The 15,300-nt window shown below is 76.1% G+C and carries 9 protein-coding genes and 1 pseudogene; 6 read left to right on the top strand and 4 right to left on the bottom strand.

Annotated features, from left to right (window positions below):
* Positions 1-465 precede the first annotated feature (465 nt).
* On the bottom strand, positions 466-1,887 hold the full coding sequence (locus tag IE98_RS0121995; protein WP_030271446.1) for a hypothetical protein: 1,422 nt from the start codon (positions 1,885-1,887) through the stop codon (positions 466-468).
* An 889-nt stretch (positions 1,888-2,776) separates the two neighbouring features.
* Between IE98_RS0121995 and IE98_RS0122000 the strand changes: the two genes are divergently transcribed.
* Both IE98_RS0122000 and IE98_RS0122005 read left to right on the top strand, forming a co-directional pair.
* Positions 2,777-4,906 (top strand): asparagine synthase-related protein, encoded by a 2,130-nt coding sequence (locus IE98_RS0122000; protein ID WP_030271447.1) that lies wholly within the window; start codon positions 2,777-2,779, stop codon positions 4,904-4,906.
* A gap of 126 nt (positions 4,907-5,032) precedes the next feature.
* Positions 5,033-5,536, top strand: coding sequence for a universal stress protein (locus IE98_RS0122005; protein ID WP_159401013.1), 504 nt, complete (start codon positions 5,033-5,035; stop codon positions 5,534-5,536).
* 89 nt (positions 5,537-5,625) lie between these two features.
* Here IE98_RS0122005 and IE98_RS0122010 read toward each other — a convergent pair whose 3' ends face one another.
* Complete coding sequence (locus IE98_RS0122010) at positions 5,626-6,144, bottom strand: MarR family winged helix-turn-helix transcriptional regulator (RefSeq protein ID WP_030271450.1); 519 nt, start codon at positions 6,142-6,144, stop codon at positions 5,626-5,628.
* A gap of 173 nt (positions 6,145-6,317) precedes the next feature.
* Between IE98_RS0122010 and IE98_RS0122015 the strand changes: the two genes are divergently transcribed.
* Together IE98_RS0122015 and IE98_RS0122020 are read left to right on the top strand one after the other, a co-directional pair.
* Positions 6,318-7,754: an MFS transporter gene (locus tag IE98_RS0122015; protein WP_030271452.1), complete on the top strand. Its 1,437-nt coding sequence runs from the start codon at positions 6,318-6,320 to the stop codon at positions 7,752-7,754.
* Positions 7,755-7,934: 180 nt separating this feature from the next.
* Positions 7,935-8,642 carry a DsbA family oxidoreductase gene (locus tag IE98_RS0122020; RefSeq protein WP_030271457.1) on the top strand — a complete coding sequence of 236 codons (708 nt, stop codon included), beginning with the start codon at positions 7,935-7,937 and terminating at the stop codon, positions 8,640-8,642.
* 93 nt (positions 8,643-8,735) lie between these two features.
* Here IE98_RS0122020 and IE98_RS52005 read toward each other — a convergent pair whose 3' ends face one another.
* Positions 8,736-10,727, bottom strand: a complete 1,992-nt coding sequence (locus tag IE98_RS52005) for a sigma-70 family RNA polymerase sigma factor (RefSeq protein ID WP_030271460.1) — start codon at positions 10,725-10,727, stop codon at positions 8,736-8,738.
* Between the two features lie 177 nt (positions 10,728-10,904).
* Positions 10,905-11,693, bottom strand: coding sequence for a helix-turn-helix domain-containing protein (locus IE98_RS51020; RefSeq protein WP_420706210.1), 789 nt, complete (start codon positions 11,691-11,693; stop codon positions 10,905-10,907).
* A gap of 450 nt (positions 11,694-12,143) precedes the next feature.
* On the opposite strand from IE98_RS51020, the gene IE98_RS0122035 reads away from it, so the two are divergent.
* Complete coding sequence (locus IE98_RS0122035) at positions 12,144-13,442, top strand: FAD-dependent oxidoreductase (protein WP_030271464.1); 1,299 nt, start codon at positions 12,144-12,146, stop codon at positions 13,440-13,442.
* A gap of 177 nt (positions 13,443-13,619) precedes the next feature.
* Positions 13,620-14,909 (top strand): annotated as a pseudogene (locus IE98_RS0122040) (PP2C family protein-serine/threonine phosphatase); the annotation flags it as partial.
* Positions 14,910-15,300: the final 391 nt, after the last annotated feature.

The raw sequence follows: 15,300 nt of genomic DNA on the forward strand, positions 1-15,300 counted from the left end.
CACCGGGGCGTCCGAGGTCGTGCCGGCCTCGTGGGCCGGCCGCGGCGGAGGTGACGTTCAGGTGCTCTGTCCGCTGAGCTACCGGCCGTGCTCGCGCACGGCCGTCCGGGATTCGAACCCGGGACCGCCTGATCCCATAGAAGTAACCCCCGCCTGCGCACCGGACGCCCCGGCGCGCTGCCTCCCGAGATCAAAAGTGGGTGCCGGCTCATTTCTTGGAGGAAGTAACCGGTCCTGCGCACCGGGAGGTGGCAGTCGTATGCACGTGTGGTGTCCAGAGAACAGAAGCGGCGGAGGTGACGTGTGCTGCTCTACCGACTGAGCTACACCGGCCCGAAGCCGATGACGGGACTCGAACCCGCGACCCGCCCATTAACAGTGGAAGTAACCTCTGCCTGCGCACCTGGACGAGGAAGACGTTAGCCACCGGGCGGCCCGGGGTGCATCCGAATATCCGCGGCGGCCTCAGGTCGAGGCGGTCAGCACCAGCCGCGCGCGCTCCGTCAACTCCCGTACCCGGCGCTCGTCCTGGTAGGGCTCCAGACGGCGCAGCAGCTCCAGCACGTACTCGCGGCTGCGCTGCGAGGAGATCCGTCCGGCCACGTCCACCGCGCGCTCCCCGGCGGCCACCGCGGCGTCCAGGTCCCCCGCCTCGGCCTCGGCCATCGCCGACACCACCAGCCGCAGCGCGTGCGAGCGCACGTAGCCCTCGGTCGGCCTGGCCAGCGCCTCGCGGGTGAACTGCCGCACCTTGGACGGCATCCCGAGGTCGCGGAAGCACTCCGCGGCGTCCGCGGCCAGCCGGTCGTAGGTGTAGAAGTCGATCCAGGTCGGGTCGGCGTCGCCGGGCCGGGAGCGGTCCAACGCCCCCTCCGCGGCGACCAGGGCCGTCGCACAGGCCGCCGCGTTGCCGGCCCTGGCCTGCGCCCGGGCCTCCACCAGGTGGAAGAAGCTCATCGTGCGGGCCGTCGCCAGCCCCCGGTTGCGCTCCAGCGCGGCCTGCGCGAGGTCCACCGCCTCCTCGGGGAAGTTCCGGTAGACCGCCTGCAGGCTCATCGACGCCAGCACGTACCCGCCGAGCGGCACGTCCCCGGCCGCCCGGGCCAGGCGCAGCGCCTGGATGTAGTACCGCTGCGCGGCCTCGTGCTGGCCGGTGTCGAAGGCCATCCACCCGGCCAGCCGGGTCAGTTCGGCCGTCGCGCCGAACAGCGCCCGGCCCACCGCGTCGGTGTACGAGCCGAGCAGCAGCGGGGCCGCCTCCACCCGCAGGCACTCCGGCACCATCGAGGAACGCCAGTCCCCGCCGCCGTACTTGGAGTCCCAGCGGCGGGCCTCCTGGGCGGCCTCGCGGAGCTTCGCCGCGTCCGAGTGGCCCACCCGGTGGCCGGAGCGGTCCGCCGCCGCGGCCTCCCGCGCGACCGACCCGTCCGCCGGGGTGATCAGCCACCGGGAGACCGGCGTCGCGTACGCCGAGACCGAGAAGGTGCCGGCCAGGCTGTCGCTCCACCGGCCGCCGCCGGGGCCTCTGCGCAGGTCCAGGTCGACCCGCCACAGCTCGGTCGCCGAACGGACGGCCTCCGGCACCTCGCGCGGGAACTCCAGGCCGAGTTCGGGGGTCGGCTGGGTGTCGCCGAGGCCGATCTCCTCCAGCGGCACCGGGCGGCCCAGCTTGCTGCCGAGCGCCGTCGCGATCAGGTGCGGCACCGGCCGCTGCGGCACCATGCCCTTGGTGACCCACCGCGCCACCGAGGTCTTGTCGTAGCGCAGCGTCAGACCGCGCTGCGCGCCGAGGTCGTTGACCCGGCGGGCCAGGCCGGCGTTGCTGATCTGGGCGAGGGACAGGAGTGCGCCGAGCCGTTCGTTCGGCCCTCGTGAACTGGCGGACATGGTGGCGGTGGCACCCCCTGGCGAGGTCCTGCGCGGAGGGTGGCGCGCGTATTGCGGCCACCCACTGCACCTAGCGTAGTCGGACGGGTTCCGAGGGTTAAGAGGCCGCATTCCGGATGGCGCGATCGCGCGCACCAACGGCCTGTCGGCGACGGTCCGTCCGCCCCGCGGCGGAAGAGCCCGCTCCGCCGTGCTCCGGGCCGGACTCCCGTGCTCCGGTCCCGTGCCGACGTGCGCCCGCCCGTGCCCCCTGCCCGCAGCGGCAGGTGGGCGATTCGCTGGACCCCGTGGATCGGCCCGCCGTCGAGGACCCGGCGGGCCGGGGGAGACCGCTGCCGCATCCCCGCGGGCAGCGGTGGGTCCGGGAGGGCATGCGGATGCCCTCCCGGGCAGTGCGACGCCTTTCGGCCATTCGGCGATGTCCATGCCACGAGGCGACAGGGGACGGCCCGGGCCACGGAGGGGGCGGCCCGGTCCCGCCCGCGGGGCACCCCGCCGCTCGGCCGGCCCGTCCGCCGGCCGAGCCGCACCACCCCGCGGCAGCCGTCCCGTCGTCGCCCCGCTGCCGTCGCCACGTTGTCGTTGCCGCTGGTGCTGCCGCCGCGCCGTCGCCCGTTGCTCCGCCCGTTGTCGCGCCGCTGACCGGCTCCGACGTGCCCCGGCCGTGCCGCGGGTGCCGCGCCGGCGCGCCGACCGCTCCCCGCCGCGCCCGCCGAACGCCCCGATGCGCCGACGACGTACCGGGCCGCCGCCGAGGACGCCGCTCATCCGCGTGATCCACTGCTGCAACTCGGGTCACACGCCGCACAACCGGTGGCACGATGTCTCCTGCGGCGCACCGCCCTTCGGGACACCCCGTGCGCCCGACCCCTCGTCAGGCGGAGGCGCGATGCGGTGGCTCACCGGCTGGAGCGGAGAGCCCCACGGCGCGGGCGACCCCTCCCCGAACGGCGTCCGCCCGCTGGCCGGGACCGTGCTGTGGACCGGCCCCAACCCGCTCTGGGCGGTCGGCGACTGGCGGCCCGACGAGATCCGCCTCGTCACCCTCCGCCCCGGCGCCGACCCCGTGGTCACCTCGGGCCCACCCCGCCCCGACCACCCCGAACCCGAGGACACCCCCGCCACCACCCGGCTCGCCGTCCTCGGACGCTGCGGCGCCACCGACGCCGAACTCGCCGCCGGCCTGGCCGCCGCCCGCGGCGGCGCCGTCCGCCACCTCACCGGCTGGCCCGGCAGCTACACCGCCGTCCTGCGCAGCGGCACCCGCTCCACCGTGCTGCTCACCGACCTCGCCGGCGCCCAGCCCGTCTTCCACACCCCATGGCGCGGCGGCACCGCCTACGCCACCGCCGCCCTCCCGCTCGCCGACCTGATCGGCGCCCCGGTCGACACCGGCCACCTGGCCGCCCTGCTCGCCTGCCCCGAGTCCCCCGAGGCGCTCGGCCACGGCACCCCGTACGCCGGAGTGCTGCGGGTGCCGCCCGGCCACAGCCTCGGCATCCGCGGCGGGCGGCCCTACCTCGCCGGGTACGAGCAGGAGCCCGGACCGGGCCGCCGCGAGGACGCCCCCGCCGTCCGCGAACTCACCCGCGCGCTGCTGGAGGCCGTCCGCTGCCGGGTCCGCACCACCACCGGCACCTCCGACCCGCACGGCGGTCCGGAGCGGCCCCGGCTCGGCGTCGACCTCTCGTACGGCACCGCCTCCGCGACCGTCGCGCTGCTCGCCGCCGCCGTCCCGCTCGCGCCGGGCCCCGGCCGCGCACCCGCCCGCACTCCCGCCGCCCCCGCCCGCACCGGCGCCGTCAAGGGCTCCTGGGCCCGGCGGCCCGCCGCCGAACCCGCCGAGGGGAACGGCGAGGCCCTCACCGCCGTCACCCACGGCGACGAGGACCGGCTCGCCCTCGCCGTCGACGCACCCCGGCTGCGGCACGTCGTCGTCCCGCCCGGCCTGCCGTACGCAGGGCTCGGCGACGACCCGCTCGCCGGTCCGCTCACCGACGAACCGGGCCCCGCCCTCACCGCCGCCGCCCGGCTCGCCGCCCGCTTCCGCGCCGGCGGCACCGACCACCTCACCGGCTACGGCGCCCGCCAGGTCCTCGACGGCCACCCCGCCCGGCTCGCCGACCTCGTCCGCAGCGGACGCACCCGCGAACTCCTCGCCCCCGTCGCCGCGCTGGCCGGCGCCGACCGGGCCACCGCCGGCGCCCTCACCGGCACCGTCCGCACCCCGGTCACCGTGCTCCGCGCCGCCCACCGGCTCGCCCGCGCCGACTACGCCGACGCCCTCGACGACCTCGCCGTCCGGCTGACCGTCCGCCACTTCGCCGAACCGGCCGGCACCGCCGGCGCCAGCTCCGCCGCCGACCTCGCCTGGAGCGTCCCCGGCCCGGCCGCCCGCTGGCTCTCCGACGAGGCGCTCACCACCGTCGCCCAGCGGCTGCGGATCGCCGCCCGCGGCCCCGTCCCGGTCGAACACCCCGGTGCCCGCCGCGCCCGGCTCGCCCTGCACCGGCACGCCACCGCCTACCGCACCCTCGTGCAGGCCGCCGAACAGCGCGGCCAGCGCCTGCACGCCCCGTTCCTCGACAACCAGGTCGTCCGGGCCGCCCGCCTGCTGCCCGACGACACCCGGCTGCAGCCCGGCGCCCGGCCCGCCCTGCTCCGCTCGATCCTCACCGGCGCAGGACGGACGGACCTCCCCGCCGACTGGGGCCGCACCCCGCGCCCCGACCGCGCCGACGAGGCCCGCGCCGGACTGCGGCTCGCCGCCGACGGCCTCGCCGAGCTCTTCCACCGCCCGCTGCTCGCCGACGCCGGGCTGATCGACCTGCCCGCCGTCCGGCAGACCTTCGCCTCGGCCGCCGAACCCGGCCGCGACCTGCCGCCCGACACCCTGGCCGGCCTCGCCGACCTGGTCGCCACCGAACTCTGGCTGCGCCGGGTCGCCGCCCGCCGGCACGGCTCCTGCTGGACGGGTCTGCCGCCGGTCGAACGGAAGGCACTGGCCCGCCCGGCCTGACCACCGCCGCCCCGCGCGGACGCCACCCCTTCCCGGCGCTGCCCGCTCCGGGACGGTGCGGGCGCGGCGGCGCGCCCCGGCGCGTCCGTCGCACCCGTGGGGCGGCTGACCCGGCATCATGACCGGGTGGCTGCCGCGATGGTCCCCCTGCCCGTGCTCGACGAGCCGCCCCCGACGGCCCGGCCCGGGATCCTCGCGGCCTGCGACGGCTCCGACGGCTCGCTCTGGGCGCTGGACCGGGCGATGACCGAGGCCGAGCTGTTCGGCCTGCCGCTGTACGTGCTGGCCGTCGTCAACCCCTCGCCCGCCGGCTACCCGCCCGGCATGGTCGAACTCGTCCAGCCGAGCATCGAACTGCTGGCCGGCAGCATGGCGGACGGACTGCGCCGCGCGGTGGACACCGTGCAGGCCGCCCGGCCGCGGCCGTACGGCGGGGAGCTCTCGCTGTACGTGGTGCTCGGCAGCGTCATCGAGGTCGTGCTCGCCGCAACCGCGGGCCAGCACACGCTGGTCGTCGGCACCCGCGGCAACGGGGGATTCAGCCGGCTGCTGCTCGGCTCGGTGAGCACCGCGGCCGTCCACCACGCGAACTGCCCGGTACTGGTGGTGCCCGCCCCGCCGGCGGCCTGAGCACCCGTACGGGTCCGCGGGCACGCCGGCCCGCCACTGCGTCAGGCGTGCAGGCGTGCAGGCAAGCAGGCAGGCGGTCGGGCAGGTGGTCAGTCGGTCGGCCGGTCCGTCAGCCGGGCGGCCGCGGCGCGCTGCCGGGCGGTGCTGCCGGTCAGGAACCGCGCGACGACCTCCAGCTCCTCGGTGCTGAACCCCTCGCAGAGCTCCCCGACCTCGCGGCCCCAGTCCTCGAACAGCTCGGCCAGCCGGCCGAGCGCCTCCGGCCGGTGCTCCACCAGGACGCGGCGCCGGTCGGTCGGGTGCTGCACCCGGCGGACGAAGCCCTTGCGCTCCAGCCGGTCCACCAGGCCGGTCACCGAGGCCGGCGCCAGCCCGGACCGCTCGGCGAGCTCCTTCGCGGTGAGCGGTCCGCTGCGCTGGAGCAGGTCCAGGGTCTTCGACTCGGTGGCGCCCAGCCCGGCCTTCTCGGCGATCGCGGAGTGGAACATCACCGTCACCGCGCTCGACTCGCGGCCGACCTCGTAGATCCGGGCCAGCACCACGTCGCGGTCGTGGTCGGCGCCGGGAGCCGGTTGTGCCGCGGTGGTGGGGCGCTGCTGCTCGGGCATGGGGCCAGCCTAGCGGAGTCCTTCGACGGGCCGAATATTTAGTTCTGCCGAACGAAAGACTTGTGGCGCGCTCGGGCTCTGTGCAAGTCTTTCGTTCGGGTGAACGAAATAACCATCCCGCGCAGCCACCCGCGCCCCGGCCCTGCGCCCCCGACTCCTGGAGGGCAGGAGAGATGACCGCACTCGCACCCACCGCCGACAGCCCGCCGGCAGTGCCGCACCCCCGTCGCTGGGCCGCCGCGGCCGTGATGACGACCGCGGCACTGATGGACCTGCTGGACGTGACCATCGTGAACGTCGCGATCCCGTCCGTCGGCCGGGACCTGCACGCCTCCGAGGCCGACCTGCAGTGGCTGGTCTCGGCCTACCTGCTGGGCTTCGCCGCCACCCTGGTGGTGGCCGGCCACCTCGGCGACCGGTACGGCCGGAAGACGCTCTTCCTGGCCGGCACCGCCGCCTTCGGCCTGGCCAGCCTCGCCTGCGGCCTCGCGCAGGGGCCCAGCCAGCTGATCGCCGCCCGCGCCGTGCAGGGCGTGGCCGCCGCCGTGCTGACCCCGCAGGTGATCGGGTCGTTCCGCACGCTCTTCCACGGCAAGGAGCGCGGCGCCGCCTTCGGCATGTACGGCGCGGTCGCGGGCTTCGCCTCCGGGATCGGCCTGCTGCTCGGCGGCGTGCTGACGGACGCCGACCTGTTCGGCCTCGGCTGGCGGACGGTCTTCCTGGTGAACGTGCCGATCGCCGTGGTCTGCCTGGCCGCGGGCGCGGTGCTGGTCCCCGCCGACCGCGAGCGCTCGGCCGCCCGCCCCGACCTGGTGGGCAGCGCCGTCCTGGCGGCCGGGCTGGTCGCGGTGGTGCTGCCGCTCGTCCAGGGCCGCAGCAACGGCTGGCCGCTCTGGGGCTGGCTCTGCCTGGCCGCGGGCGTCGCCGCCGTGGTGGGGCTCGCCCTGGTCGAGTCCCGTCGGGGCGGCCGCACGGCGCCGCTGCTGCCCGCCCGGGCGTTCCGGCTGAAGGCGTTCTCGGTGGGCCTGCTGGTGCAGCTGTTGTTCTCGGTCGCCATGCAGGGCTTCTTCCTGGCCTTCGCGATCTGGCTGCAGCTCGGCCAGGGCTACACGCCGATGCAGGCGGGCCTGGTCACCGCCGCGTTCTCGGTCGGCGGCTTCCTCACCGCCCCGGTCGCCGACGGCCTCGCCGTCCGGTACGGGCGGCTGGTGCTGCTGACCGGAGCCGTCCTGATGGCAGGGGGCTGCGCGTGGATCGGGCACGCGGTCTCCGGTGCGGCCGCCGCGCACACCGGCGCCTGGCCGCTCGTCCCCGGCCTGCTGGTGGCCGGCGCGGGACTCGGCTTCCTGGTCGTCCCGCTGGTCAACGTGGTGCTGTCGGCCGTTCCCGCGGACACCGCCGGCGGTGCGTCCGGGATCTTCTCCACCGCCCAGCAGTTCGGCGGCGCGCTCGGGGTCGCCACCCTCGCGACGCTGTTCTTCCAGCACGCCGGCGACGGCCCCGGCCCGGCGATGACGACCGTGCTGCCCTGGGTGGTCGGGGTGTTCGCGGCCGCAGGCCTGCTCTGCCTCGCCCTGCCGCGGACGGCCCTGGCCTCGCACGACGGCTGACCCGGGGCGTGACCGCGGCCCGCGCGTCGCCGGACGGGAAGGCAGGGCGGGAACGCAGAGCTGGAGCACCGGTCGGGAACACCGGGCGGGAATGCAGAACGGACGGTTGACCGTTCAACCTGGTGGGCGGGCCCCGCGCGCCCGCCCACCGCCCCACCCCCGAACAGGAGCCGCACCCCCATGAAGGTCGAGATCTACTCCGACATCGCCTGCCCCTGGTGCTACATCGGCAAGCGCCGCTTCGAGCAGGCGCTGGACCGCTTCCCGGGCAAGGACGGCGTCGAAGTGGTCTACCGGCCCTACCAGCTGGTGCCCGACGCCCCCGAGCAGGCGAGCCCGCACCGCGCCTGGCTCGCCGAGCGGTACGGCCCGCAGTCCGTCGCCATGGACGCCCGCGTCACCGAGCTCGGTGCCGCCGAGGGCATCACCTACGACTTCGACGCCGCCCTGCACGCCAACACCTTCCTCGGCCACCGCCTGCTCCACCTCGCCGAGACGGAGTACGGCGCCGCCGTCCAGGCCGACGTCAAGGAACGCCTGCTCAAGGCGCACTTCACCGACGGCACCGACATCGGCGACCGGACGGCACTCACCGCGATCGCCGTCGCCGCCGGCATGGACGGCGAGCGGGTGGCCGGCTACCTCACGGGCGAGGAGGGAGTCGAGGAGGTCCGCGACCAGCTCGACCGGGCCCGCTCGCTCGGCATCACCGCCGTGCCGACCTTCGTCTTCGAGGGCCGCTGGGCCGTACAGGGCGGCCAGGAGGCGGACACCTTCCTGCGCGTCCTGCAGCAGGTCGCCGAGGAGACCGGCGCCCTCGTCCCCGCACCCGGCACCGGACCCGACGACGACGCCGCGGCCTGCGCCGACGGCAGCTGCGCGGTCTGACCCGGCACCACCGCGACCACCCACGGCGCCCGGCCCTCCCCCGAAGGACGGCCGGGCGTCCGCATGCCGCCCGTGCCCGCCGCCGGCCGGCCCTCAGCAGGTGAGCCGGGCGTCCGCCCAGTCCGCGACGTCCAGCAGCGCGAAGCCGCCTTCCGCCCGCTCGGCGACCAACCGGATCGAGCGCTGGCCCGCCAGCGGCGCGTGCACCCGCACCGGCCGCCCGCCCGCCCGCACCGGACCGGAGCTCCACAGCACCGAACCGTCCTCGCCCAGCACGCCGAACACCACGCTGCCGCGCCCCACCGCCAGGTCGTCCGGCCCGACCACCGCGTCGAACGCGGTGCAGCTGCGGTTCAGGTCCACCGCCAACCGGGACGGCACGTGCACGCTCAGCGCATGCCGGTACCACTGGCCGGCCATCCACAGCCCCGGGCGCCGCGCCAGCGCCCCGCCGCCGCGCCGGATGCTCGGCCGGCCCTCGTCCTCGGCGTCCCGGCGCCCGGATCCGGCGAACGGCAGGTCGTCCAGCCAGAACGCGGTGGCCGACGGCGTGGGCGTCGGGCTCGGGGTGGGCGTGGGCTCCGGGGACGGCGGCTCGGGAACCGGGCTCGACGGCTCCGGGGTCCGCACCGGGGACGGCGGCTCCACCGTCGCCGACCCGCTCGGCGACGGGACGACCGGCGCGGCGAGCGGCGAACGCCGCGGCGGCGCCGGCTCCACCGGCCGCACCTCGGGCGACGGACTCTCCGACGGCGTCGGCCCCGGCGGCTGCACCGCCGGGGGGTGCGCCGACGACACCACGGCCGCCCGCGGCGCGGCCTCCGGCGACACGTCCGGACCGCTCAGCGCCCAGGCAGCCACGGCCGCAGCGGCCAGGGCCACGCTCGCCGCGATCCCGGCCTTCGCCGCGACCCCCAGCCCCTCACCGGCCACCGCCCCGATCGCACCGCCCGAACCGCCCGCCGAGGCACCGCCCGCCGCGGCCGCCCCGGAAGAAGCAGCCCCACCGGTCACCGCGGCACCCGCCGCACCCGCCACCGCGGCACCGCCGAGCACCGCCCCCGCCGCGGCCGCCTTCGCGAACGCCCCGGTACCGACCCACAGCAGGACACCGCCCGGCAGCACCGCCCGCAGACTGTGGTTGATGTCCGTGAGCTCCACACAGGCCGCCGTGCAGCGGGCGCACCCCTGCACGTGCCGGCCGACCTCCGCCGAGGCCCGCTTGCGCAGCGACCCGCGGGCGTACGCACCGAGCCGGTTCGCGTACGCCGCACACCCCTGCTCCTGGCTGCCCGACACGTGCGCCTGCAGGAAGGCCGCGGCCAGCCGGTCCCGCGCCCGGTGCGCCTGCACCGCGGTCGCGTTCGCCGTCTTGCCGAGCATCACCGCGACCGCCTTCGGCGACTCCCGCTCGACCTCGGTGTGCCACAGCACCACCCGGTCGTCCTCCGGCAGCCCGGCGTACGCCCGCATGACCATCCGCTGGTCGGCCAGCGCCATCGCCCAGGCGTCCGCACCCGGGTCCGCCAGGTCGCAGTCGATCGCGGCACCCGCCGTGCCCTGCGCGAACGAGCCGAAGTCGTCGACCAGTTGCTCGCGCCGCTCGGTCCGCGCCCACGCGGCCGCCACGTTGCGCACCGCCGTCAGCAGATAGGCGCGCACCGCGAACTCCGGCCCGCGACCCGCCTTCAACGCCTGCAGCGTCCGGGCGAACACCTCGCCCGCCAGGTCCTCCGCGGTGAAGCTGTCCCGGCAGCAGGTCCGCGCATAGCGGCGCACCGCCTCGGCGTGCCGGCGGTAGATCTCCTCGTACGCGGTGTCGTCCCCCGCACGTACCCGTGCCGTCAACTCGGCATCGGACGGGGGACGTTCACCGTCCACCGGATCCGCCGGCGCGGGCACCACGGCCCGCGCCGGGGGCTCCTCGCCGATGAAGGCCTCCGGCGTCACACCGCCCCGGCCGGCCGCGGCCTGACCGGGCACCCGGCCGGCCAGCGACTCGCGCAACGGCGCACCCGCCTGGTCCGGCACCTGGCCGGACGGGCCCGCACCGGCCCCCGGCTCACCGCGCTCCTCGGCGCTCACCGCCGCACCCCGGCGGCCGCGCGGCCGCAGCGAGCTGCGGGAACACCGCGCAACGGGACAATGGCTCCAAGCACGGGCAAAGGATTGCATAGCACAGCGCCGGCCGGAAGCCGGACCTGCCGCGACCCACTCGTACGGGCCGTGCGGGCGACGCCCGCACCACCCCAACTCCCTTGCTCAGCGAGCCTGCAGACCCTGCAACAGGATCTGCAGCAGCCGCTGCGCCGGTGCATCGCCGGGTTGACCCTCCGTCGGCTCGGCGCCGTCCGGGACAGCCGTCAGTGCGTGCACCGGGACGGCCGCCGTCAGCACCAGCACCACGTCCGAGACGCTGACCCCGGGACGCAGCTCACCCGCTGCGGCCGCCCGCGCCACCAGCGCCGCCACCAACTGCAGCAGCAGCCGCGGATCGGCGTCCGCCGCACCCGGCCCGGCAGCGGCCGACGGCTCCGCCACCACCTCCGGCCCGCGCTGCTCGGGCACCCGGCCCAGCTCCACCGCGTACCGGAACGCCTCCGGCGGCAGCAGCCGCCCCGCGCCCGACGCGACCGCCCGGCCCAGGAAGCCCGCCAGCGACTCCCACGCAGCCCCGCCGCCGTACAGCGACTCGCGGGCCTGAGCCGTCAGCCAGGCGACCTCCTCCGCGGCGATCCGGCGGACGAGCACCTCCTTGCTCGGGAAGCGCCGGTACACCGTGCCGACACCCACGCCGGCCCGGCGGGCCACCTCCTCCATCGGCGCGTCGTAGCCAAGCTCGCCGAACACCTGGCGGGCCGCCCGCAGCACGCTCTCCAGATTGCGCCGCGCATCCACCCGCAGCCGTCCCGGCCGCCCCGTCCCCGGGCCGGTTGCGACCAGCTCGGACCCGGCGGGCCCGCGCTGCTCCGGCACCGAGCCGTGGCCCGCCCCGATCCGTCCGTGCACCGGCGACACCACGCCGCCCGCCAGACGTTCCTGATCCGTCACTTCAACCCTCCCCCGCGGACGCCGACGGCGCCCGCCCGAACCTTCCGCACCCCCCGGTGCGGCCCCAAGCCGTCCGCCACTCAACAGGTGCGGACTAACCCTTCCCCAGTTCCCCGCCGGCCAGTCGGCCGCCGGGTCGATCGACCCCGACCTTGACGGGGCACAATCCGACCATAGTTCAGGCGAGTTCGTGGCAGAAGCGGACCTACCGCCGCCGCTCCTCCACCGGCCGGCAGCCGCCCTCCGGCGACCCGACACCGCCGCACCCGTCCCGCGCGGCAACCTCCGCCACATCCGGCCCATCCGATCCCGTTCGCCCTGTGGACAAACGCACCCCGCGCATTGCCTCATTGGAGGGCGTCCCGGCGGGACGTGAAACAGGTCACACGGCCCACGGACGGCAGGGGGTGCCCCATCAGGATTCTCATCGTCGGCGGCGGATGCGCCGGCATGGCCGCGGCGCTCGTACTGCAACAGGCGCTCGCCCCCCGACTGCGCACCGGGGACGCCGAGATCACCGTGGTCGAGCCGCAGCCGTACCTCACCTACCACCCGCTGCTCGCCGAGGTCGCCGCCGGCAGCATCGACCCCCGCCACGTCGTCGTGCCCCTGCGCCGGGTCCTCCCGCAGTGCCGCGTGCTCACCGCCCGGATCACCCGGATCGACCACGCCGGCCGGACCGCCCAGGTTGACACCGCCCCCCGCGGCGCCGCCCCGGAACCCACCGAACTCGGCTACGACCACCTGATCCTGACCCCGGGCTCGGTCTCCCGCACCGACCCCGTCCCCGGCCTCGCCGACCACGGCCTCGGCTTCGGCAGCGTCGGGGAGGCGGTCGCCCTCCGCAACCACGTCCTCGAACAGCTCGACCTCGCCTCCTCCACCCGCGACCCCGAACTCCGCCAGGCCGCCCTGACCTTCCTCTTCGTCGGAGCCGGCTACGCGGGCGTCGGCGCGATCGCCGAACTGGAGGACATGGCCCGCTACGCCGTCCGCGGCTACCACAACCTCACCGCCGACGACCTGCGCTGGGTGCTCGTCGAGGCCACCGACCGGATCCTCCCCCAGGAGAGCGCCGACCTCGCCGCCCACACCCTCGCCGAACTGCGCGAACGCAGCATCGACGTCCACCTCGGCACCACCCTGGAGTCCGCAGCCGACCAGGTCATGGCCCTCTCCGACGGCAGCCGCTTCGCCGCCCGCACCCTCGTCTGGACGGCCGGCGTCCGCCCCGCCCCGCTGCTCCGCGACACCGACCTCCCGCTCGACCCCACCGGCCGGGTCCGCTGCCTGCCCACCCTCCAGGTCCGCGGACCCGGCGGCACCCCGCTCGCGGGCGCCTGGGCGGCCGGCGACTGCGCGGCGGTGCCGGACCCGGCGGCCGAAGGTGCGCTGTGCGCCCCCAACGCCCAGCACGCGCTCGCCCAGGCCCGGCTCCTCGCCGAGAACCTGCTGGCCGATCTGGAACGCCGCGACCCGACCGCGTACCGGCCCGAGCGGATCCACTGCTCCACCTCGCTCGGCCTCGGCCGCGCCGTCGCCCACACCCGCCGCGGCCGGCTCACCGGCCGCCGCGCCTGGTGGCTGCACCGGGCTCGCCACCTGCGGCGACTGCCCAGCCTCGACCGCCGGGTCCGGGTCTTCACCGACTGGGTCCTCGGCGGGCTCTTCAGCCGCGAGGTCGTCTCGCTCGGCGCCGTGGAGCACCCGCGCGCGGAGTTCGAGTCGGGCTTCCTGGAGCGCCCCTAGCGCCCCCGCGTACGCCGGTCTGTAGCGAATGCGCCGGACCGGCGATACGACTTCCGAAACGACACCTCCGCCTGACAGGATCTGCCCAGCCGATCATCACGGCCCGTGCTGCCCCGAGCACATCATGTGATGACCACTCAGAAACCGACCAGCCCCCACCCGAGGAAGCGGCCGACGTTGAACCTCATGCGCTGGAGCGCCCGGCTCACCGGAGCCCCGAGGCGCACCGCTCCGTCCGCCCCGACCTCGACGGCCACCGAACCCCTGCCCCTCCCCGGCCCCCGCGACCCGGCCACCGCGACCGTCGCCCTCGACCACCGCGAGATCCACGAGCTGTACGAACTCCGCGGCGTCCTCGACCGGCTGCCCGCCCCCGTCGCGGTCACCTACGGTCCGCTCCACCAGCTCGGCTACGCGAACAACGCCTACCGCGAGCTCTTCGGCGAGCGGACCGCCGGCCTGCCCGCCGCCGACGGACTCCCCGAGCTCACCGCCCTCGGCGTGCTCCCCCTCATGGACCAGGCCCTGCGCGGCGGCCGCCCCCGCAGCGTCAAGGCGCGCTGCATCCTCGGGCCGGCCGGCAGCCGCTACTACAATGTCTCCTGCGTCCCGCTCGCCCCCGCCGACCCGCCGCTCGGCGCCCTCGACCCCCGGCCCGGCCCGCGCCCGCCCGCCGGCCTGCTGATCTACGCGGCCGAGGTGACCGACCAGGTCCAGGCCGCCACCCGGGTCCGCGACGCCGAGCGCCGGCAGCGCGAGGCCGCCGTCACCCTGCAACGCAGCCTCCTCCCGCAGAAGCTCGAACAGCCCGCCGACCTCCGGGTCGCCGCCACCTACCAGCCCGGCGGCGCCGACGCCGCGGTCGGCGGCGACTGGTACGACGTCATCCGCCTCGGCGCCGGCCGGACGGCCCTGGTCATCGGCGACGTCATGGGCCGGGGCCTGCGCGCCGCCGCCGTCATGGGCCAGCTCCGGACGGCCGTGCGCGCCTACGCCCGGCTCGACCTGCCCCCGCACGAGGTGATGGGTCTGCTCGACGGCCTCGCCATGGAGATCGACGCCAACCAGATCGCCACCTGCACCTACGCCGTCTGGGACCCGGCGCCCGGCACGCTGGAGTACGCCTCCGCCGGGCACCTGCCGCTGCTGCTGCGCTGCCCCGACGGCAGCGTCCTCCAGAGCGAGGAGCAGAACGGCCCGCCGCTCGGCACCGGCAGCGGCTGCCACGTCTCGCACACCCTCAAGCTGCTGCCCGGGACCACCGGCGTCCTCTACACCGACGGTCTCGTCGAACGCCGTGACGAGGACATCGACCACGGGCTCGACCTGCTCGCCCGCACCCTCGCCGGCGCGGCGGGCGGCCCGGAGGTCGTCTGCGCCCGCCTGCTGCGGGCCATGGGCGTCACCGCCGAGCACGACGACGACGTCGCGGTGCTGGCCTTCCAGCTGCCCCTTGAACCCGACGGGTCCGACGTGTAATGTTCTCCGAGTTGCCTGACAGGGAGCACCGGACGAGCGAACCGCGCGGACGGTCCCGGGGCGGCCAATCCCTTGAAACACCACCTCCCGGCTCGGGCTGGGTCGCGTCTTGTCGCGGCCCTGTGCGAATTCGGCGTGCGCGTTTATAGGAATTGCGTTCGGACTGGCGCCGGATTCGCTTTTCGGAGCGGGGATCGGCTAAGGTTTGAAACGTCGGACGGGCCGTCAGGCCGGTTCCGACAAGGTAGTGAAGAAAGCAAGTCGGTGAAGAGCACGGACTCGGATCTGATAAGCTGGGAACACGAAAGAGCGAAACGCCCGGAGGGTCCGCTGGAAGGCGGTCCGAAGGAAGTGTCCGTTCCTTGAGAACTCAACAGCG

Source organism: Streptomyces sp. NRRL B-24484 (genome assembly GCF_000717715.1).
Classification (GTDB): Bacteria; Actinomycetota; Actinomycetes; order Streptomycetales; family Streptomycetaceae; genus Kitasatospora.